Here is a 21,554-nt window from a genome sequence, read left to right as displayed (position 1 = left end):
GTGGATAACTAATAAAATATATCCTATAGTGTATTTGGATGATATGTATTTTAAAGTTAGAAGTAATGGAAAAACAGTTAACAAAGCAGTTTACATTTGTTTAGGTTACACAATGAAAGCCTATAAAGATATTTTAGGCATCTATATTAACAACTCATATGGGGCAATTTCTTTTGCTTGGCTAATAATTTTAGCAATATCTTCTGGAGATTCTACTCCACCTTTTCTTATCCAAAGTAAAATAACTGATATTATACTGCTAAGTAAAATTTCATTGGCGTAATCATTCGGGATTCCTTTCATAGATAAACTTAAACTATTAGATTTATTTACTCTGGACTCTATTAATTTTTTTATAATATCTTTAAATTTTTCTATGAAAGCAGAATCACCTTTACTGCCTATTAAAGCCATGATAAATTCAAAATCTTCTTTTACGTAATATAGAGCATTTAAAATTGAAGAGTAAGGAATTAATTCTAAGGGATTATTTAAATTGTATTCTGAATCTTTTAATAAAATATTAGTGAGTTCACTAATTATTTCATTTTCTAATTGCTCTAGTAAATCATATTTATCAACATAATGTAAGTAAAAGGTTCCTCTATTGATATTTGACATTCTAGTAATATCACTCACTGTTAAAGAATTGAATCCTTTCTCAATAAGAAGTTGTGTAAAGACATTTTTAATTATAGCTTTAGTTTGTGTCTTTCTTTTCTGAGTCATATTTTATTTTTCCTCCTTAAATCAACACATTAAAAAAAGTGATTATTGATTGTTCTATATGAACAGTATAAAATAAATCCATAAACAAATCAACATGTTGTTCATTTAAGGGAGGAGAAAAGAACATGAGTTATATTGAAATGATTCATAGCTATAAACGTTATAAGACAGGTGATACAGAAATTGTTGCTAATAATGATGTTAGTTTTTCTATTGAAAAAGGAGAATTGGTTGTTATTTTAGGATCATCAGGAGCTGGTAAATCTACAGTTCTTAATATTCTTGGAGGAATGGATACCAATAGTGAGGGACAAGTAATTATTGATGGTAAGGATATTTCAAATTATAATCTTAAGCAGTTAACTGCATATAGACGTAGTGATGTTGGATTTGTTTTTCAGTTCTATAATTTGGTTACAAATCTTACTGCTAAGGAGAATGTTGAGTTGGCTTCGGAAATTGTTAAGGATGCAAGGGATCCAATTGAGGTTTTAAAGGATGTTGGTTTGGAAAAGCGTATTAATAATTTTCCAGCACAGCTTTCTGGAGGAGAGCAACAGCGTGTAGCAATAGCTAGGGCAGTTGCTAAAAATCCGAAAATTCTTTTATGTGATGAACCAACAGGAGCACTTGATTATAATACGGGAAAGCAGGTTCTACAGATACTTCAGGATATGAGTCGAAAACATGGAGCAACTGTTATTATTGTAACTCATAATGCCGCTATAGCGGAAATTGCTGATCGTGTGATTCATATGCATGATGCTAAAGTTAAAAAAATTGATATAAATCCAAATCCGAAAAAAATTGCTGATATTGAATGGTAGGTGATATGGATGAGAAAAACAATGTTATGGAAAGATATTAGAAAGACATTTTCTAATTCATGGGGAAGATTTTTCTCGATTATGATGTTAATGGCTTTAGGTTCTTTTGCATTGGTAGGTCTGTTTGTAACTGGACCAGATATGAGAGAAACTGGGAAACATTACTTTGAGGACCTTAATGTTGCTGATATAACAATCATTGGGGATTATGGTATTAATGAAATTGATCAAGGTAACATTGAGAAAGCCAGTGATATTAAAGATATTGAATATATTTATCTTAAAGATGTTGTTGTAGAAAATACTAATATAAGCTTTAGAATATTTTCTAAACCTGAATCAATTTCTAAATATGAAGTAGTTGAAGGTAGGATGCCAGAAGCAGATGATGAGATTGTTATTGATAGTGTATATGGTAATGAGTATGAGATAGGAGATACTATCAATTTTACTGAAAGTTCTGATATTATAGGAGCCAAGATTTTAAAGAGACATGATTTTAAAGTTGTTGGATATATTAATTCAGGTGAAATTTTATCTAGTATAAATCGTGGACAAACTACTGCTGGAACAGGAGAATTAAATAGTTTTGCAGTTGTGAACGAGGAAGTTTTTGATTCTAATGTGTATATGATGGCAAAGATTACTTTTAAAGATACTCAGGGAGTTGATCCATATAGCGATGAATACGTTGATTTGATTCAAGAGCATAAGGATAATTTATCTGAGTTGTTGGAGGATCAGCCAGAAATTAGAATGGAATCTATTCAAGAAGAATATGAAAGTAAGATAGATGATGGTCGAAAACAATTAGATGAAGTTAAGAAACAATTAGAAGATGCTAAGGCTCAACTGAATGAAGCTAAAAGTCAAATTGAATCAGCTAAAATTCAAATTGAAGAAAATGAAGTTAAACTAAATGATGCTAAGAGTCAGATTGAAAAAGGGGAAGCAGAGATAGCTGAAAAAGAGAATTATTTTAATCAAAAGAAATCTGAATATGATAGTGGAATTAGTGAGCTGGCAGTAAAGAAGAATCAATTAGAGTCAGGTAAAGAAGAAATAAATACTAAACAAAAAGAAGTTAATGATATTAAAACACAACTTCAAAGTGGTAAACAACAATATGAAGAAGGTATTGATTCACTTAAAGTAGGAATTAGTCAAATTGAATCAGTCATAACTAATCCTAATCTTTCTGAATTAGAAAAAAAACAGTTAGAGAAGAAAATGTTAGGATATAAGGCACAACTTGAACAAATTGAAAGTGAGCATAATACTTTTATAGAAGAAATTTACAATCCGGGTATTACTAAAGTAAATGAAGCACAGGCACAAATTGATGAAAAAAATCAAGAATTGCAAAATGGACAGTTAGCCATAACGCAGGCAGAGGAGAAATTGGTACTAGCTAAGGCACAGCTTGATGAAGGAAATTTTCAATTAGAGAATGCTAAACAGCAACTGGTAAGTGCAAAGAGTGAGTATAGCTCAGGAATAAGTCAGCTTGAAGGTGCCAAGAGTGAACTTGCTTCTAAGGAAACAGAATATAATGAAAAACTAGAGGAATTCCAAGAGGAAGAACCAAAAGCAGAGAAAGAAATTAAGGAAAATGAAGAAAAATTAAATGATGCAAGAAAGGAATTTGAAGATTTACCAGGTCCAGTTTATTCATTTAATAGCCGTAGAGAGATTCCTGGAGGCGAGGGGTATAAGATTTATAGTACAGTTTCATCTATTATAGATTCTATGACAAAAGTTTTTCCTGCCTTTCTATATTTAGTAGCGGCTTTAGTAACACTTACTACAATGACGCGTTTTGTCGATGAAGAAAGAATAAACTTAGGAACTTTAAAGGCATTAGGTTATGATGATTTTGATATTATTAAAAAATTTACTATTTATGGTACTATTTCTGGGATGCTTGGAACTGTTATAGGAATATTTTTAGGACATACATTATTACCTTATATTGTCTATAATGCTTATAGTTCAGGATTCACAGTTCCCCAAATTGAATTACATTTTAATTGGAAAATTGCAGTATTATCAATTGCTTTATCTATTATAAGTGCAGTCATTCCTGCTTATATAGTAGCAAGTAAAGAATTGAAAGATAAGCCGTCAAGATTATTACTTCCGAAACCTCCAGTAAAAGGTTCTAAAATCTTTATAGAACGCATTACACCAATATGGAGTCGAATGAGTTTTACTCATAAGGTTACAGCAAGAAATATATTTAGGTACAAAAAAAGAATGCTTATGACTATTTTTGGTGTAGCTGGGTCTGTAGCATTACTATTTGCAGGATTTGCAGTTCAGCACTCTATTGCTGGAATGAAAGATAGCCAGTTTGGAGATATTCTCAAGTATGACATTATTGTTGCTGAAAATAGTAGTTCAAAAGAAAGTGATAAACAGGAACTATTAGATTTATTGAAATCAAATGGAGTAGATAGATACTCTCCTGTATATTATGAAACAGTATCAAAAGTAGCAGGAAAAAATAATGATCGACAGGATATAAAATTAATTGTTTCTGAAGATGCAAATGATTTTAATAGCTACATCTCTCTTAAAAATCGAAAGAGTAATGAGAAGTTAGAATTAACAGATGATGGTGCTGTTATATCAGAACGTTTAGCTGAACTGTTAGGTGTTAAGGTTGGTGATACATTTACTTTTACAGATAATTATGATAATGAAAGATCAGTTGTAGTATCAAATATTTGTGAAATGTATGCTGGACATTTTATTTTTATGAATGCAGAAGCATATGAAAATGTTTATGATACATCTTTCAATAGTAATGCTAACCTTGTCATGTTAAAGAATTCAAGTATTGATAACACAAAAATAGAATCATCTAAATTTGTTGAATTATCAGCAGTTGAAGGTGTTGTTCAAAATACAACTTTGACTTCGCAAATTGATACTATAGTCACTTCACTTAATAAAATCATGGAAGTATTAATTATTTTAGCTACATTATTAGCAATTGTTATTATATATAATTTAACTAATATTAATGTATCAGAAAGAATTAGAGAATTATCAACAATCAAAGTTTTAGGATTTTTTGATAAAGAAGTAACTATGTATATTTATCGAGAAACAATTGTATTATCGTTGATTGGGATTATTGCTGGATGGGGATGTGGTATTCTATTGCATAGCTATATTTTAAATGTTGTTCCACCAGATGATGTTATGTTTAATCCAAATCGTTGGAATGGAGCATATGCTATTCCATTCGTAGCAATAACAATTATTTTATTTGTTTTGAAATATTATGTTAATAATAAATTAAAGAATGTTGATATGCTTGAAGCTCTAAAGTCAGTTGAATAAAGTAAAATTAAAGTGATTTTATTAAAAATATACTAGATAATTTCAGTAAGTTCTTAAATAAATCTGACTATAAATAATAACTACTATATAATTAAAGAAGAATGAGTATTCATAAAGGTGCTCATTCTTCTTTTATGTTAAGAAATATTGGAATGAGAAGATGAAATTTATATATTTCTATATAATAGAATAAATGTTTTAAAATAGAAAATCAAATATTGGAATTGGAATTAAGCTAAGTTATAATATATAACATGATAAATAGAGAATATTGGAGTAGATAAATTTTAAATATTAAAAAAACACATTAAATCTACAGCTAAGATAAATGGAGGTTTTTTATGCAAAATATGAAATATTATTATGATTTTTCGGGACAAAAATTCGGATATCCTTTAAGTTTAAGTATTAACAGCTTTAACCGACAAGTATTTTCTCGTCATAGTAGTTTAGAAATAGCCTACGTTTTAAAGGGAGAATATGAGGTTATTACAGAAAACTTCTCTCATATAATTAAAGAACATGAACTAGTAATCATTGCTCCAAATGATATTCATATAATTCGCCCAAATTCTAGAGAAGAAAATGTGATTTTAACTATACATATTGATTTTTCTCTATTTCCATCAGCGATGATAGGAGAAATAAAGCATTCTTACGAATCAATTGTTTGCACTGACAATAATAATTTTAAATTATTGAAAAAATTAAAGCTTCAAATAGGTAAATTAATTGGAGTTTTGTTACGTGGTAATAATAATTTACTTGAGTTAAATACAATAATGATGGAAATTGTTTATATAACTTCTAATCATATGCAGTACCCTATTGAACGTTTGCCTCTTCAGTCTATTCATAGAGAAAACTATATTAAAGCTATTCAGTATATAGATAGCCATTATCAAGAGGATCTACGTTTAAGTGATGTAGCAAATACACTTATGTTTAGTATTTCATATACTTCCAAGCTCTTTAAGAAGTATACAGGTATTCCATTTGTAAAATATGTTGCTCTAGTAAGAGTCCGTGAATCCATAGAATCTTTATTAGAAGGGAAAAAATCCATTGAGCAGATTGCTGCTGATTGTGGGATGCCAAATTCTAAAGCCTATACCACAGCTTTTAAAGAACTCTATGGAATTGTTCCTAGTCATTATCGCAAAAAGTTTGTCAATAATATTAAGTTTAATGAAGATAAAAGAGAACAATTAATGTATTTAGATTATAACCAAAGGCAGCTTCTTCAACACTTATTAGAAGAATCAGAAAACATAATTTATGAAAATAATGGTATAAAAATCGAGATGAAAGAAGGGCATATTCTTTGTTCTATTCAAAAATCTAAAGATATAAGAAGCACTATAACTCATTGTAATGATGAAATTATTATAGATATTGATAATGTTTAATATTGGGTAGCTTAAAATCCACCTTGTGACTTTCTATTACAAGTCATTTTTTGCTTTAATATCATCTCCTTTCACCTTTAATTTTTAAATATGAGGGCATATTTTAACCTTTAACATCAAGCTAGGACAAGGATGATAATGGAATAATATGATAACATCAAGGAAAAAGGAGATGAGGATATGAAAAAATATAGTCATTTATTTTCACCTATTAAAATTGGTGAAACCACAGTTAAAAATCGTATTTTTATGCCACCAATATCTACAAATCTAGCAGATAAAGGTTATGTAACAGATACTTTAGTTGAACATTACGCTGCAAGAGCAAAAGGTGGTGTTGGTCTTATTGTAACTGAAGTAACTACTGTTGAACCTATTTATACATATTTACCTGGAGATATGTCCATAAGTGATGATTCTTATATTCCTGGTTGGAAAAAGTTAACGGAGGCTGTACATAAGTATGGTGCAAAAATTATTCCTCAATTATTCCATCCTGCTTACATGGCCTTCCCTATTCCAGGAACACCTCGTTTAATTGCACCATCAAATGTTGGGCCTGCCTATGCAAAGGAAGCACCAAGAGCAGTAACCATACCAGAATTAAAAGTTATTATCAAGCAATTTGGTGAAGCAGCTTTAAGAATTAAAACTGCTGGAGGAGATGGTGTTGAAATTCATGCTGCTCATGCCCACGGTTTACTAGGAGGTTTTTTATCTCCTCTATATAATAAAAGAACTGATGAATATGGCGGTGATATCAATGGCCGTTTAAAATTAACACTAGAAGTTATTGAAGAAGTTCGAAAAATGTGCGGAAAAGATTTCATCATTGATGTAAGAATTTCTGGTGATGAATACTGTGATGGAGGATTAAACCTTAACGATGGAATATATATTGCTAAACAGTTAGAAAAAGCTGGCGCTGATATGATTCATGTATCTGGAGGAACTACTATCATGCGTGGTAGCTCAATACCTGCACCTGGTACAAAGCAAGGTTCTCACTCTAAATTATCAGAAGAAATCAAGAAACATACTTCAATTCCAATAGCTACTGTTGGAAGAATTACAGAGCCTTGGATTGCTGATGAATTAATTGCCAATGGCAAGGCAGATATTTGTATGATTGGAAGAGCTAATTTATGTGATTCTGAATTTGCTAATAAGGCTGAAAAAGGTATGGATAAGGATATACGTCCATGCATTGGATGTCTTCGTTGCTTGAACGGTATTATGTTTGGAAATCGTGTAGCTTGCACAATCAATCCTTCTCTAGAAATTGAAAATGAAGATACTATTAAGTTATCAAATATAAAGAAAAAAATTCTTGTTATTGGTGGTGGACCTTCTGGTATGGAAGCAGCTTATGTTGCAAAGAAAAGAGGTCATCATGTAGTTCTTTGCGATGAAAATGAAGAACTAGGCGGGCTTATAAACATAGCTTCTGTTCCAATTGCTAAGCAAGAGCTTTCAAAAGTTACGCAATATATGGTTAGAAAACTTGAACAAGCTGGAGTTCAAATACGTTTAAAATGTAAAGTTGATAAAGATTTATTGCAAAATGAATTTTCTGATTATGAAGTGGTTATCAGTAATGGTGCTTCCCCTATTGTTATACAACCATTTACAATATTTAAACATTGGGCAACTGCTGATGATATTCTAGGTGGAAAAGCCTTCCCTGGCCGTAAAATAGTCATTATTGGGGGTGGCTCTGTAGGTTGTGAAACTGCAGATTATCTAGCACCTTTAGTTTACGATCGTCTACCTAGAGACAGAAAAGTTACTGTAATTGAAATGGCTCCAGAAATTATGTCAACAGAAACAGGCCATGGTAGAAGTTTACTTGTACAACGTATGATGAAAAAAGGTATAGAGCTAATCTGTAGCGCTAAAGTTGAAAAGGTAGAAGAAGATAAAATATACTATAGCAAAGACGGTGAGATTCACTGCATTTCTGATGCTGATACACTTATCTTTGCAGTAGGTTACCGCACAGATACCAAACTGGCTGATATCTTAAAGGAACTTCAAATGCCTTATCACACTATAGGAGACGCAAACAATGTTGGAACAATAAAAGATGCTATTCACGCAGGATATGATATTGCTAAAGAGTTGTAATACAGAGTATATTAATAATTTTTAGTAAACTTTAGAAAGTTTAATTTTATTTAATAGATTAAATTAGAGCTGGAAGCTTAACTATATGTAGAAAGAAAAAGTAAACACCTAAAATAAAAAGTAGGTACTAAGATATCAGAAAAGGAGATAACCCAAAAGTTATCTCCTTTTATATATTATATAAAATTTTAGATACTATCAGAAAGCGTAGCAACTGTATCTCTTTTTACTAATGCGTTATTAAGTATAATATTCTTACTATACTCATTATTAGTATTAATCTTTTCAAGTAGTAAAGATGCTGCATTCTCACCTAATAAAGACATGTTCTGGTCTATAGTAGTTAAGTTAGGTTCTATAAATTTACAAAGTTCTATATTATCAAAACCTATTATAGACATATCGTTAGGAACATTAATATTTAATCTCTTACATGCATTTATTGCCCCTACCCCCATAAGGTCATTACAAGCAAATATAGCAGTAGCTTTAGTAGATTGTAAAATATCTAAAAGTATGGAAGTGGTGTTACTAACAGTTTCGCTACTATTACCAGAACCTATATTAATGATATTCTCTTCTTTAAAATTACCTATATTCTTCATGAATTCAGTATAACACTCTTCTTTAACATCATAGGAATAACTATTAGTACCTCTAATGAATAATATATTCTTATGGTTATTTTCCAAAAGATAGTTTAAAGCAATTTTTGCACCTATAGCTTCATCATTACAGACTGTTGAAACGTTTGGAGAAGTTGAAGAACCATTAACAAATACAGTTGGAACTTGACTTCCTATATCATCATAAAATTTAGACTTCACATTCTCTAAATTAGGACTAATAACTATTATACCTGATACATTTCTTGAGATTAATTCCCTAACATATTTGATTTCCTCATCTTTATCATCATTAGTACGACAAAGAATAAAAGATAGTGAGTTAGATTTAAGAGCACTATCAATACCGTCAATTACTGCTGGGAAAAACATATTGCTTATACTTGGAACTACTACGCCTATTATAGAAGATTTTTGCTGAGTTAGTTCTCTAGCTTGCATATTAGGTATATATTTAAGTTCTTTTATTGCTTTAAGAACACTTTCCTTTGTTTCAGCTTTTACAGGGTAATTTCCATTCATTACCCTTGATACTGTAGCAACGGAAACGTTAGCTCTTTCTGCGACTTCTGCTATAGTTACTTTCATAATTAATAATCCACCTTATAATGTATTTATAAATTTAATTTTCTTGGGCCATCTGAAATATCTACAATGTAAAAGTCAGGTTTATAGCCAATTTTCTTTTCATATTCTCTTGTAGTAAATTCAATAAACTCGTCAATAGAATCAGACTTAACTAAGTTTACAGTGCATCCACCGAAACCAGCACCAGTCATTCTTGCACCTAAAACAATATCCTTTTGATCCCAGGATAAAGAAACAAGGGTATCAAGTTCAGTTCCAGTAACTTCGTAATCATCCCTTAAGGAAATATGAGATTCATTTAAGAGCTTACCAAATTCCTCAAGTTTATTTTCTTCAAGTGCTTGTACAGCTTTTAAAGTTCGTTGATTTTCATAAACAGCATGCTTAGCCCTTTTTATTCTAGTGGAGTCTGCTATTGAATCTTTAAATTTTTCAAACTCATCTATAGTTAAGTCGCCTAAAGAACTTATATTTACAACAGTTTGTAATTCCTTTAGTGCAGTTTCACATTCAGTACGTCTCTCGTTATATTTTGAATCTGCAAGGCCGCGTTTTTTATTAGTATTACCTATTACTAGTTTGTATCCATCCAGATTGATAGGGCTATATTTATATTTCAATGTATTACAATCAAGAAGAAGGGCAGAATCTTTCAATCCCATACATATAGAAAATTGATCCATTATGCCGCAGTTAACACCGATAAATTTATTTTCAGCTTCTTGAGCTATTTTAGCTATATCAACATTGCTTATATTTAATTTAAAGTAGTGATTTAAGATAGTAGCTGTTAAAACTTCTATAGATGCAGAAGAAGATAAGCCTGAACCATTAGGAATATCACCATAAATAAGGATGTTGAATCCAGTTGGTATGCTATAACCATGATCAATAATAGTCTTTATTACACCTTTAGGGTAATTAGCCCAATCATGTTCCTTGTTATAAACAAGTTCACTTAAATCAAATTCAATAGTTCCTAATTCTTTAAAATTTAGAGAATGAAGCAAGAACTTATTATCATTTCTTTTTGAAACTAGACCATAAGTTCCAAAGGAAATAGCACAAGGGAATACATTACCACCGTTATAATCTGTGTGCTCACCAATTAAATTAACTCTTCCAGGTGAAAAGAAAATATCCTCACAGTTTGCATTAAAAGTATTATAAAAATCATTTTTTAAAATTGTTAAATCAGTCATCTCAATACCTCCTTTATTATAATTTAATAGTAAGCGATTACTATTAAGAAGTAAAGAGTTTTTTAGAAAATATTCTCAATAATATTACTATTAAAATGTTTACAATGGAGAAGGGGAGGATTATACTATTATTAATAAGGAACAAATATAGTAAGCGGTTTCTGAAGGGGGATGGAGAAGAATTATGAGAATAGATAAAAAAGAGATAACTCTAAATGATAGTAAAAAAATATTACAATATTCACTTAGTAATGATAATGGAATAGAAATAAAGATATTAACATTAGGTGGAATTATAACAGATATTATAGTGCCAGATTCAAAGGGAATTTCAGAAAATATAGTTATAGGGTGGAATGACTTAAATGATTATATGGATGATACATCCTATGCAGGAGCAATTGTAGGAAGAAATAGTGGAAGGATTGCTGATGGTAAGATAAAAATAGGAGAGAAGGTTTATGAAATAACTAAGAATCAAGGATTAAATACTCTTCATGGAGGAAATGAAGGCTTTAATAAAAAGGTTTGGAATGATTCCATAGAAGTTAATGATAAAGAAGTAAGTTTAATACTAGAGTCTTCTAGCAAGGATGGTGAAGAAGGTTTTCCAGGCAATCTTAAGTTAAGAGTAGTATATTCTTTAAATAATGAAAATGAATTTTCAATAAAGAATAATGGAATAAGTGATAAAGATACCATATTAAATATGACTAACCATAGTTATTTTAATTTATCTGGAAATATTAAGAGAAATATATTAGATCAAAGACTAACTGTAAAAGCTGATAAGATTGCAACTATAAGAGAGGACTCTGCATTAACTGGAAATTTAATTGATGTTAAGGGGACACCTTTTGATTTTAATACTAGTAAAAAAGTAGGAGAAGATATAGAAAAAATAAATAAGCAATTAGAATTAGCAAATGGCTATGATCATCCATGGGTATTAACAGAAGATCAGGGATATAATATTAAGCTTGAAGATGATATATCAGGAAGAATAATGGAAGTGTATACAAATAGAAAAGCAGTGGTAATATATTCTACTAATTTTCCTGTGGACAAGAAGTTGGATAATGGAAATGTAGAAAGTAAGTATGATGGAATTTGCTTTGAGACACAGAATTTACCTGTAGGTGAGAATTATAGGTTTATTGAGGATTCTTTGATAAGGGAAGGACAGGAATATAGTACAACTACTGTATTTAAGTTTTATTGGAGATAGAGTTTAAAGTAGTAGGATAAGATGAGAGTGAGCATACTAGTAGCTGAAATTTAATAGAAAAAACCTATAGGGTAGATTTTATAATTTCTACTCTATAGGTTCTTAATATTTTATTTATCAAGATTTTTATATAGATGCTTCTAGTAATTCAGGTAGAGTTGTTTTAGTGCTTTTATTTTTCTTAATTACTACAATTACAGAAAGGATTGAGCAAACAATACCTATTACTAAAAGAACAGTTATTTGAGGAACTATTGATAATCCTGTAGATATTCCATTTCTAAATCCATCTACGGCATAGGTAAATGGCATATAGTTATGAATAGCTTTGAAGAAACTATCTGAAAGTTCTATTGGGTAAGTTCCTGCAGAACCACTTAATTGTAAAACCATAAATACTAATAAAATAAAGCTTCCTACTTTTCCTAAAAGTAAATTCATCAAGTAAACAATAGCCATAAATGATAAGGAAGCAGTTATGGCAACTAAATAAGTTTCACCTATATAAGCTGGATCAAGTCCATTAAATAATCTTAGTGCACTAACCATAATTACAGCTTGGATAATTGCTATGGATAAAAGTTTTAATGCTTTCTTAGACCAGAATGCTCTTGGATTTTCTTTTCCATTCTTAAGGTCTTTTTCTGTAGAGAATAATATGCAGAAGGCTAGGCAACCTACCCATAATCCTACACACATCATATATGCTGCCATTGCATTACCATTGTTAGCTATATATGAATTTATTGATTCAACACCTTCTACAGGTGAAGCAAACATTTCTTTTGACTTATCAGATAATTTAGTGCTTTTTATGGTTTCTGAGCCTTCTTCAAGAGATTCCATTAAAGTTCCTGAACCATCTTTTAATTTATCAGCTCCACTACTTAATTCAACAGAACCATCATAAAGCTTAGAAGCTCCATTAGAAATAGATGTAGAAGCTGAATTTATTGTGCTAATTCCTGATCTTAGTGAATCATTATTTTCTGATAAGGTGTTTAATCCTTGTACTAAGGTATTTGAACCGTCAGCAATTTGTCCAATTCCATTTGTTAAGGTTGGAACTGAAGAATTTAAAGTAGCTGTTCCATTAGCTAAACTTTCAGAACCACTTACAATTGCCTTGGAATTTGAATTTAACGTATTAGCACCTTTATAAATTTCAGTAACTCCAGCAGTATAACTTCCAATTCCAGAAGATAAGATTTCACTACCATTCTTTAAAGAAGTTATACCAGAATTTATAGCTTTAGCTCCAGGTATTATTTGATTATCTAAAGCAGTTTCTACCTTTTCAAGACCTGAATATAAGCTATTTACAGTAGTTTTAGCTTTATCAGTAAGTATATCTGAATTACTAGCAATAGATCCTAAAGCTGTTTTTGCTTCATTGACTTGGCTAGAAATAGTAGATACTCCATTTACAGCTGAGTTTAAATTATTAGATGCTGATGAGGTTTCTGTGGCTATATTATTTAATTCATTACTTAAATTAGTTAGAGGGGAAGATAGACCATTTATAATCTCTTCCTGAGTAGCCTTGTCTAAAGCTTTAAACCAAGGGGCCTCTTTAGTCTCAGCAATTTTTGTTTTAAGTTCATTAATGTAGGTTGAAGAATTTTTAACTGAAGTTCCTACATTATATAAGTTTTTTCCTAAAGATGTAAAATCAGATGTTAAATTATCACTTGAACTATTTTGAATAGCATTGTTAATAGTATTAATACCTAAATTTAGGCTATCTAAAGAAGTAGTTAAAGTTTTGATGTTTTTATTGTTTTCATCATTAACTGAAGTCTTTAAAGAAGAAGATAAAGCATTTAATCCACCAAGAAGACTTTCACTTCCTTTTTGTAAATCTGATACTCCAGAATTTAGATTATCAGCACCTGATAATAAATTACTAGAATTTGAATTAAGTTTGGAAGCACCATCTCCTAATGAGGCTACGCCTAAAGTATAGCTTTGTAAACCTGAATATAGGTTATTAGCACCAGCATTAAGACTGCTAACTCCTTCAGCAAGAGTTGAAGATTTATCATTTAATGTGCTGATTCCTGCATTTAAGCTTTTAGAACCATCGTGTATTTTATCTACAGCAGATAAATAATCGTTGATTCCTGCTTCATATGTGTTTATTCCATCTGTGAAGGTTAAACTACTATCATAAAGAAGTTTTAAGTTTGAGCCTATAGTATCAGAACCTTCTTTTAATGATGTTAATCCTTCATTTATTTGAGAGGCACCATCAGCAGCATCAGATAGCTGATCTCCTATTGAAGATAATTCATCAAAAACAGATTTAGCATAAACTTCAGTAACGCTATTTTCTACAGAAGTTGTAATCTTTTGAATTGCTGATTCACTCATTTTAGAAGCAATATAATTTTTTCCTGGGTTTGTCTTATATTTCAATTCCATTTTTAGAGGATTATCCTCTAAAAGAGTTGTGGCATTATAAGAGAAGTTTTCAGGGATTGTAATTATCATATAATAAGATCCATTGTCTAATCCTATCTGAGCTGTTTCTTCATCTACAAAATTAAAATCAAGAGAAGCATCCTCTTTAAGATTTTTAACAAGCTCATCTCCAACAGCTAATTCTTCGCCATTATAATTACAGGATTCATCTAAATTTACTACAGCTACAGGTAGTTTATCGACATTTCCATAAGGATCCCACATTGAGCCTAAGAAAACAGTAGTATAAATCGTTGGAATTAATATTACTGCTATAACTGCGATAAATTTGATAATTTTAAATAATTGTGATTTGTCTTCTTTTAATTCATCCATAATATCACCTTCCTATTTTCTTTTGCCTTTGATAATACAACACATGCGCATTATTGAACACGGTGTTGTTTTTTAATTTAATATTTATTATAATTACAGTAAGGGTTAAAGGCAATAATCAATGTTGCTCAAATAGTTCATTAATGAACATTTGATATTAATAGTGTTCAGAAAGGGGTATTTTATGATTAATAAAGATAGAAGAATAAGAAAAACAAAAGATGTATTAAAGAAAAGCTTAATAAGTCTTATGCAGGAGAAGAGTATAAATTCTATTACTGTAAAAGAGCTTTGTGAAACAGCAGATATAAATAGGGGAACTTTTTATTTGCACTATAAAGATGTTTTTCATATGCTAAGTGAAATAGAGAAGGAACTCTTTGAGGAATTTCAAGATATGATATTATCTTATGAAATTTCTCCAGATAAGATTGAAACAAAACCTATATTGAAAGATATATTTACTTTTATAGCAAAAAATAGCGATTTTTGCATAGTTATTCTTTGTGAAAGAGGAGATATGGCTTTTATGAAAAAAATAGTATCTGTAATATATGAAAAAGGTTATAGTGACTGGTCTAATATTTTAAAAAAGAATGATAAGGATCTTTTTGATAAATATTATTCATTTATTTTATATGGAGCCATAGGATTGATAGATTATTGGCTTAAGAATGGACTTAAGGAATCACCAGAATATATGGCAATGTTAACAGAAAATATAATTTTAAATGGATTAAAATCAGTAAATTTAATTAATTAATAAAAATATTAAAATAATTATTTTAAATAATAAGTATAAAGTATATTAATAATTTGAATAATGGAAAGTAGTCATATAATATAGTAATCAAGAGGATATGATAATAATAGCAAGAATAACCAATTTAATTATACTTGGATAAGGTTGTAAAACTAGTATTAAGAATGTATAATACATATGGAAATTGAATGTAAATAATAACGAGGTAGAGGTGCAGTATTAAAGAGTACTATTAATGAGGTAAGCACGATGAGTTAATAGGAAAGGGAATATTGCCGAAGCGTATGATTAATGCTTTAATATCATGTCGCTGGGGTTATATATAATATATATAACACTGTCACAAAGTTTATTTTGTGGAGAGCTATCATTAGAGAATTTTACTTTTTAAAAAGAATTTAAATTTGTTTAAATAATAAAAGGTGGAATATCTGGTGTAGCTTTGACTAAGACTATAATTAGTATAAGCTAGACTTGGTATTTCACTTTTTTAGATGCTACCTTTTAGTTATTTACACTTATAACAGGGGGGAACAACATGAACAACAAAAGAAATTTTAAAATTATTATTATGACGATGATGATGGTTTTATTATCAACATCAGTTGTATTTGCATCTGAAGTTGATATTGCAACATCTAATGCAGAACATTATGGATTTTTAACATTAATACCACCAATTGTGGCGATAGTATTAGCTTTTATAACTAAAAATGTTATTATTTCATTATTTGTAGGAACCTTAGCAGGTACATTTTTAGTTAGTTTAGTTGATCATTCATTTGTTGGTGCTTTAATTCAAGCATTTTTAGATTTTGTATCTAGAGCTCTAAACTCACTAGCAGATCCTTGGAATGCAGGGATAATACTTCAAGTATTAGTAATTGGAGGTGTTATCCACTTAGTAGCCAAAATGGGTGGAGCAAAGGCAGTTGCTGAAGCACTAGCTAGAAAAGCAAAGACTGCTAAAAGTACACAATTAGTTACATTATTACTTGGTCTTGCAGTTTTCTTTGATGATTATGCAAATTCACTAATAGTTGGACCTATAATGAAACCAGTTGCAGATAAGATGAAGATTTCAAGAGAAAGATTAGCTTTTATTATAGATGCAACAGCAGCTCCTATTGCAGGTTTAGCAATAGTATCAACTTGGATAGGACTAGAAGTAGGATTAATAAATGATGCATTTACTAATGGACTTGGAATTGAAGTTGATGCTTTTGGAGTATTTTTAGAAACTATTCCATATAGATTTTATAATATTTTAATTTTGGCCTTTGTATTTATAACTTCATTATTACTTAAGGATTTTGGACCTATGTATAAGGCTGAAATTGCAGCCAGAAGAGCAGATTTAAATAAAGAAGAGTCTGCTGATGAGTCTTCAAAGATGGATCATTCAGAACTTGAACCTAAAGAAGGGATAAAGCTTAGCATATGGAATGCAATAATACCTATAGGAGTTTTAGTAGTAACAGCATTAATTTGCTTCTATTACAGTGGTTACTCTTCAATTATGGCTGGAGAAAATGTAGCAGTTCAAGAAATAATGACTAATTCTCCAATATCATTTAAGGCTATACAAGAGGCATTTAGTGCATCTGATGCATCTGTTGCATTATTCCAATCAGCATTAATTGCAAGTATAGTAGCAATTGCAATGGGAGTTTATAAGAAGATATTTACTCTTTCAGAAGCTATAGATACTTGGATAGATGGAATGAAGCCTCTATTAATAACTGGAGTAATATTATTACTAGCATGGTCATTAAGCTCAGTAATTAAGGATTTAGGAACAGCAAAATATTTAGTTAATATGCTATCAGGATCATTACCAAACTTCCTACTTCCAACAATAATATTTATTTTAGGCTCTGTAATTTCCTTTGCAACAGGAACAGCTTATGGAACAATGGGAATATTAATGCCTTTGGCTATACCACTAGCTCATTCTATGAATCCAGATATGGGATTTGTAATAGTTAGTACAAGTGCAGTTTTAACTGGAGCAATTTTTGGTGACCACTGTTCTCCAATTTCAGATACAACTATTCTTTCATCTATGGGAGCAGGATGTAACCATATAGCTCACGTTAATACTCAAATGTGGTATGCATTATTTGTAGCTGGAATAACTATAGTATTCGGATATATACCTGCAGGATTTGGAATTCAGTGGTATATAGTATTACCAATAGCTTTACTTGCAACATTCTTAGGAGTTCAGATATTAGGTAAAAAAGTAGAGGAAAGCAAATAAGTTTCTTGATAAAATAGGTGTAATTTATAGTTAAAAATTTATGTTGAAACTCAGCAAAAGCTGAGTTTCTTTTTTATTTCAGCGAGTTATGGGAACTAGTTACATATTTTAGATATATTTATTTTAATGTTAACATTTACTTTTATTAAGTAATAATATGATGTATAATTTGATTTATAAAAATTTTTAGGCTTATATTTAACTAAAGAATCATAGGGGGAGATACTCAAATGATAGTAAGTAACAAGAAAAAAGTAGAGTTAAAATTAAGAGAACTAACTGAAAGCCTAATAGGCAATGATGATTTTAAGGGTGTAACTACTATTGAAATTTCAGATAGTCTTAATTTGAGAAGAAATATTGTAAGTCAATATTTAAATGAATTGGTTGAAGAAAAGAAAGCAACTAAATCTAAGACAAGGCCTGTATTATTTACATATATAATGAACTCACAATCTATTTTTTTAAAAGAAAATGAAAACGATGTATTCAAGGAATTGGTGGGATACAATGGAAGTTTAAGAGAAACTATAGAAAAATGTAAAGCAGCTGTTTATTATCCTAGTAAGGATATGTCCGTATTATTAACTGGTGATAGTGGAGTAGGAAAAAGTTATATAGCTAGTTTATTACATAGATATGCTGAAGATGAGGAGATAATAAAAAAAGGAGCACCATACATAGTATTTAACTGTGCTGATTATGCTGATAACCCAGAATTACTTTCTGCTAATTTATTTGGTTACATTAAGGGAAGTTTTACTGGAGCTGATAAGGATCATATTGGAGCATTAGAGTTAGCTGATGGTGGATATCTATTTTTAGATGAAGTTCATAGATTATCTGCAGAGGGACAAGAAAAACTATTTGTATTTATGGACAAGGGAGTATTTAAAAGGTTAGGAGAAGGAAAAGCAGAAAGAAAAGCATCAGTAAGGTTTATTTTTGCTACGACAGAAAATCCAAATCAAGCTTTATTACAAACATTTACTAGAAGAATACCACTTAAAATAAATATTCCAAGGCTAGATGAAAGACCTATAGATGAAAGATTAACAATGATTTATAAATTCTTTAAAAGTGAGGCTATAGAAATAGACAAGAATATAAAGGTAGCTAGAAGAGTTATAAATTATATTCTTTCTCAGAAAAAAGGTGGAAATGTAGGAAGTTTAAAAAATATTGTTAAGTTCTGTTGTGCCTTAGCATATAAAGAACAAAAGAATGAAGAGGTAATCTTTATTAGAAAAGATCATTTGCAAGTATATGATGATAATATGAACTTAAAGGTTAAGCAATATTATTTTGAAGAATATATGAATGTTAATAAAGATGATGAGGATATTAGCCAAATTAATATGGTTAGTAATGATAGAAAAAATAGGCTAAATGAGATGATTGACATAGTAGAAAATCTACTTGAATCTTATGAAAGTCATTCATTATCTATAGATGAGCTAAGAAAGAACTTAACTATGGAGTTAAATAAAAGCTTAGAGTTAATTGTATACGATGAAGATGAGCAAGAAGATAATGATGTAGTTAAAAATATTTATTTAGAGACAGTAGAAAATACTTTAAAAGTAATAGAGGCTACATATGGTATAAAATACTATGGCAATACTTCTCGTGTATTATCAAAGGTTTTACTATATCAAAGGAATAATTCCTTTAATAGTGATGATATAGAAAATGATATTAGAATAGAAAAGTTAAAAAGCTTAATAAGTAGGGAATTAAGTAAATCTCTTATAGTAGCAGAAAAAATAATAGTAAACCTTCAAAATAATTTAGATTATACCTTAGATATAAGAGTTAAATTAATAATAATATTATATATATTTAGTATGATGAGTAATGAATCAACTGAAATAAATGCCTTAATTGTAGCCCATGGATATTCAACTGCTAGTAGTATAGCTAGTGTTGCTAATCAACTATATGGACAATTTATATTTGAAGCCTTTGATATGCCAATAGATATTTCACCAATAGAAGTAAAGAATAAGATAAAGAATTATATAAGCAAGATTGGGACATCAAAAGGAACAATTATATTAGTTGATATGGGTTCATTAGTAAATATAAATGATGAATTAGAAGATATAATGGAGGGTGATTTAGGTATTATAAATAATATAACTACTAATATCGCCTTAGATATCGCTGGTAGAATTATAAATGGACAAGATGTTGAAAGTATGATTTCAGGAATAGAGAAACATAATACTTTAATGTGTAAATATATAAAGGCTAAAGAAAAGAAAAAAGCTATTATTACAACATGTATTTCTGGAATAGGTACAGCTGTTAAGCTGAAAAAATTACTACAGGAATGCATAGGTGATGCTAATATAGAAGTTAAGGAGTATGAATATAATAATCTTAATCTAAAGGGTAAGGGAGACAAAATATTTACTGATTATGATGTTAAGCTTATTATAAGTACAACGAAGCTCGAAATAGAAGGGGTTAATACTATACTTCTTCAAGAACTGATAAGTGGAGACAAGGATGAATTATTAATTGAAGTCTTAAAAGATGTAATATTACAAAAGAATATTGATAGCATTAGGCAAGATTTAATAAAGATGTTTTCTATGGACAACCTTATTTCAAGAATGACAATCCTTAATCCTAAGAAGATTATAAATGAAGTTGAAAATATTATAATTAATTATGAAAGAATAATTGGACAATCATTTTCAGTTGATTTAAAAATGACATTATATATTCATATTAGTGTATTAATTGAAAGAGTAATGCTTAAGCAAGGGTTAGAATTTGAGGATGATCAGGAAGAAAAATATAAGAATGAGTTCAGTAAGTTTATTGAAATATCAAAATCTATTTTTTCTTCAATAGTTAATGAATATAATTTAGAAATACCATTAAGAGAAATCTTTATTATTCAAACTATAATTGAAAGTAGAATAGGAAAAGTCGAATTATAGAAAAGCTATGACACAATTTGTTTGTGTCATAGCTTTTTTGCGTATATAGATAGGACACTAAAGACAATCCTGGACACTAAATATTTAATAAACTTACAAAGTGGCTATTTTAGCTAATTTCATTAATTTAAAAAGTGTTTATTAAAAGTTGGCATGCTAATTGCTTTATATAAAAGTAACTAAAATAAAGAGGACAGAGTAGGAGAGATAAGATGTACAATTTAATGATTGTTACCCATGGACCTCTTGCATCAGCTTTAAAAGAAACTTTAAAAATGTTTACTGGCGATGTAGAAGATGTTTATGCTGTGGGTTTAACTGAAAGTGGAGTTGAAGAATTTAAAGAAAAAGTAAGTAAAGCAGTAGAGGACTGTTATGAAGAAGGTAAAGAACTTTTAGTATTAGTTGATTTATTTGGAGGAACACCTTTTAATATTTCAATGTTGGAGATTAAGAGTAAATATAAAAATGTAGAGATTATAGCAGGTGTTAACTTACCTCTAGTAATCGAAGCTAGTCTTTCAAGAAGTAGTACTTTAAGTGAAACAATAGAATCTTTAAAAGAATCAGCTAAAGGGGCTGTAATGAGTCCAGAAAAAGCTACCTCATCAGAAGATGACGAATAGTAAGTTTAAGGAGGAATAATAAATGCAAATACAATTATGGCAAATCATTGTGCTTGGATTAC

At 29.7% G+C, this 21,554-nt stretch carries 13 protein-coding genes, 1 pseudogene and 1 riboswitch; of the genes and pseudogenes, 10 read left to right on the top strand and 4 right to left on the bottom strand.

The features are described from left to right. Positions 1-10: 10 nt before the first annotated feature. A pseudogene (locus E5347_RS17245) lies at positions 11-166 on the top strand (transposase); the annotation flags it as partial. Here E5347_RS17245 and E5347_RS14290 read toward each other — a convergent pair. Then, positions 142-729: a TetR/AcrR family transcriptional regulator gene (locus E5347_RS14290; protein ID WP_136007914.1), complete on the bottom strand. Its 588-nt coding sequence runs from the start codon at positions 727-729 to the stop codon at positions 142-144. The pseudogene E5347_RS17245 and the gene E5347_RS14290 overlap by 25 nt on opposite strands. Before the next feature lie 125 nt (positions 730-854). Here E5347_RS14290 and E5347_RS14285 point away from each other — a divergent pair, with 125 nt between their 5' ends. From E5347_RS14285 to E5347_RS14270, 4 genes are all read left to right on the top strand, one after another. Beyond that, positions 855-1,556, top strand: coding sequence for an ABC transporter ATP-binding protein (locus tag E5347_RS14285; protein ID WP_136007913.1), 702 nt, complete (start codon positions 855-857; stop codon positions 1,554-1,556). Between the two features lie 9 nt (positions 1,557-1,565). Then, positions 1,566-4,907: an ABC transporter permease gene (locus E5347_RS14280; RefSeq protein WP_136007912.1), complete on the top strand. Its 3,342-nt coding sequence runs from the start codon at positions 1,566-1,568 to the stop codon at positions 4,905-4,907. 341 nt (positions 4,908-5,248) lie between these two features. Continuing rightward, a complete protein-coding gene (locus E5347_RS14275) occupies positions 5,249-6,316 on the top strand; it encodes a helix-turn-helix transcriptional regulator (RefSeq protein WP_136007911.1) in 1,068 nt (355 codons plus the stop codon). Positions 6,317-6,496: 180 nt separating this feature from the next. Continuing rightward, positions 6,497-8,443, top strand: a complete 1,947-nt coding sequence (locus tag E5347_RS14270; protein ID WP_136007910.1) for an FAD-dependent oxidoreductase — start codon at positions 6,497-6,499, stop codon at positions 8,441-8,443. Between the two features lie 188 nt (positions 8,444-8,631). On the opposite strand, the gene E5347_RS14265 is transcribed toward E5347_RS14270, so the two are convergent. Beyond that, entirely contained in the window at positions 8,632-9,657 is a 1,026-nt protein-coding gene (locus E5347_RS14265) for a LacI family DNA-binding transcriptional regulator (protein ID WP_136007909.1), read from the bottom strand. A 26-nt stretch (positions 9,658-9,683) separates the two neighbouring features. Continuing rightward, entirely contained in the window at positions 9,684-10,859 is a 1,176-nt protein-coding gene (locus tag E5347_RS14260; protein ID WP_136007908.1) for a galactokinase, read from the bottom strand. Between the two features lie 184 nt (positions 10,860-11,043). On the opposite strand from E5347_RS14260, the gene E5347_RS14255 reads away from it, so the two are divergent. Next, positions 11,044-12,087 carry an aldose epimerase family protein gene (locus E5347_RS14255; RefSeq protein ID WP_136007907.1) on the top strand — a complete coding sequence of 348 codons (1,044 nt, stop codon included), beginning with the start codon at positions 11,044-11,046 and terminating at the stop codon, positions 12,085-12,087. Positions 12,088-12,213: 126 nt separating this feature from the next. Here E5347_RS14255 and E5347_RS14250 read toward each other — a convergent pair whose 3' ends face one another. Beyond that, positions 12,214-14,886, bottom strand: a complete 2,673-nt coding sequence (locus tag E5347_RS14250) for a YhgE/Pip domain-containing protein (RefSeq protein ID WP_136007906.1) — start codon at positions 14,884-14,886, stop codon at positions 12,214-12,216. 184 nt (positions 14,887-15,070) lie between these two features. Here E5347_RS14250 and E5347_RS14245 point away from each other — a divergent pair, with 184 nt between their 5' ends. From E5347_RS14245 to E5347_RS14230, 4 genes are all read left to right on the top strand, one after another. Further along, positions 15,071-15,649, top strand: coding sequence for a TetR/AcrR family transcriptional regulator (locus E5347_RS14245; protein WP_136007905.1), 579 nt, complete (start codon positions 15,071-15,073; stop codon positions 15,647-15,649). 198 nt (positions 15,650-15,847) lie between these two features. After that, positions 15,848-16,024, top strand: a riboswitch (Lysine riboswitch). Between the two features lie 163 nt (positions 16,025-16,187). Then, on the top strand, positions 16,188-17,912 hold the full coding sequence (locus E5347_RS14240) for a Na+/H+ antiporter NhaC family protein (protein ID WP_136007904.1): 1,725 nt from the start codon (positions 16,188-16,190) through the stop codon (positions 17,910-17,912). A 230-nt stretch (positions 17,913-18,142) separates the two neighbouring features. Then, complete coding sequence (locus E5347_RS14235) at positions 18,143-20,866, top strand: sigma 54-interacting transcriptional regulator (RefSeq protein WP_136007903.1); 2,724 nt, start codon at positions 18,143-18,145, stop codon at positions 20,864-20,866. Between the two features lie 212 nt (positions 20,867-21,078). Further along, the gene (locus E5347_RS14230; RefSeq protein ID WP_136007902.1) at positions 21,079-21,492 is read left to right on the top strand and encodes a PTS sugar transporter subunit IIA; all 414 of its coding nucleotides are present in this window, start codon (positions 21,079-21,081) and stop codon (positions 21,490-21,492) included. Positions 21,493-21,554: the final 62 nt, after the last annotated feature.

The organism is Clostridium sartagoforme, from assembly GCF_004794105.1.
In the GTDB taxonomy this organism is placed as follows: Bacteria; Bacillota; Clostridia; order Clostridiales; family Clostridiaceae; genus Clostridium; species Clostridium sartagoforme_B.
This window is presented reverse-complemented; position numbering and strand designations above follow the sequence as displayed.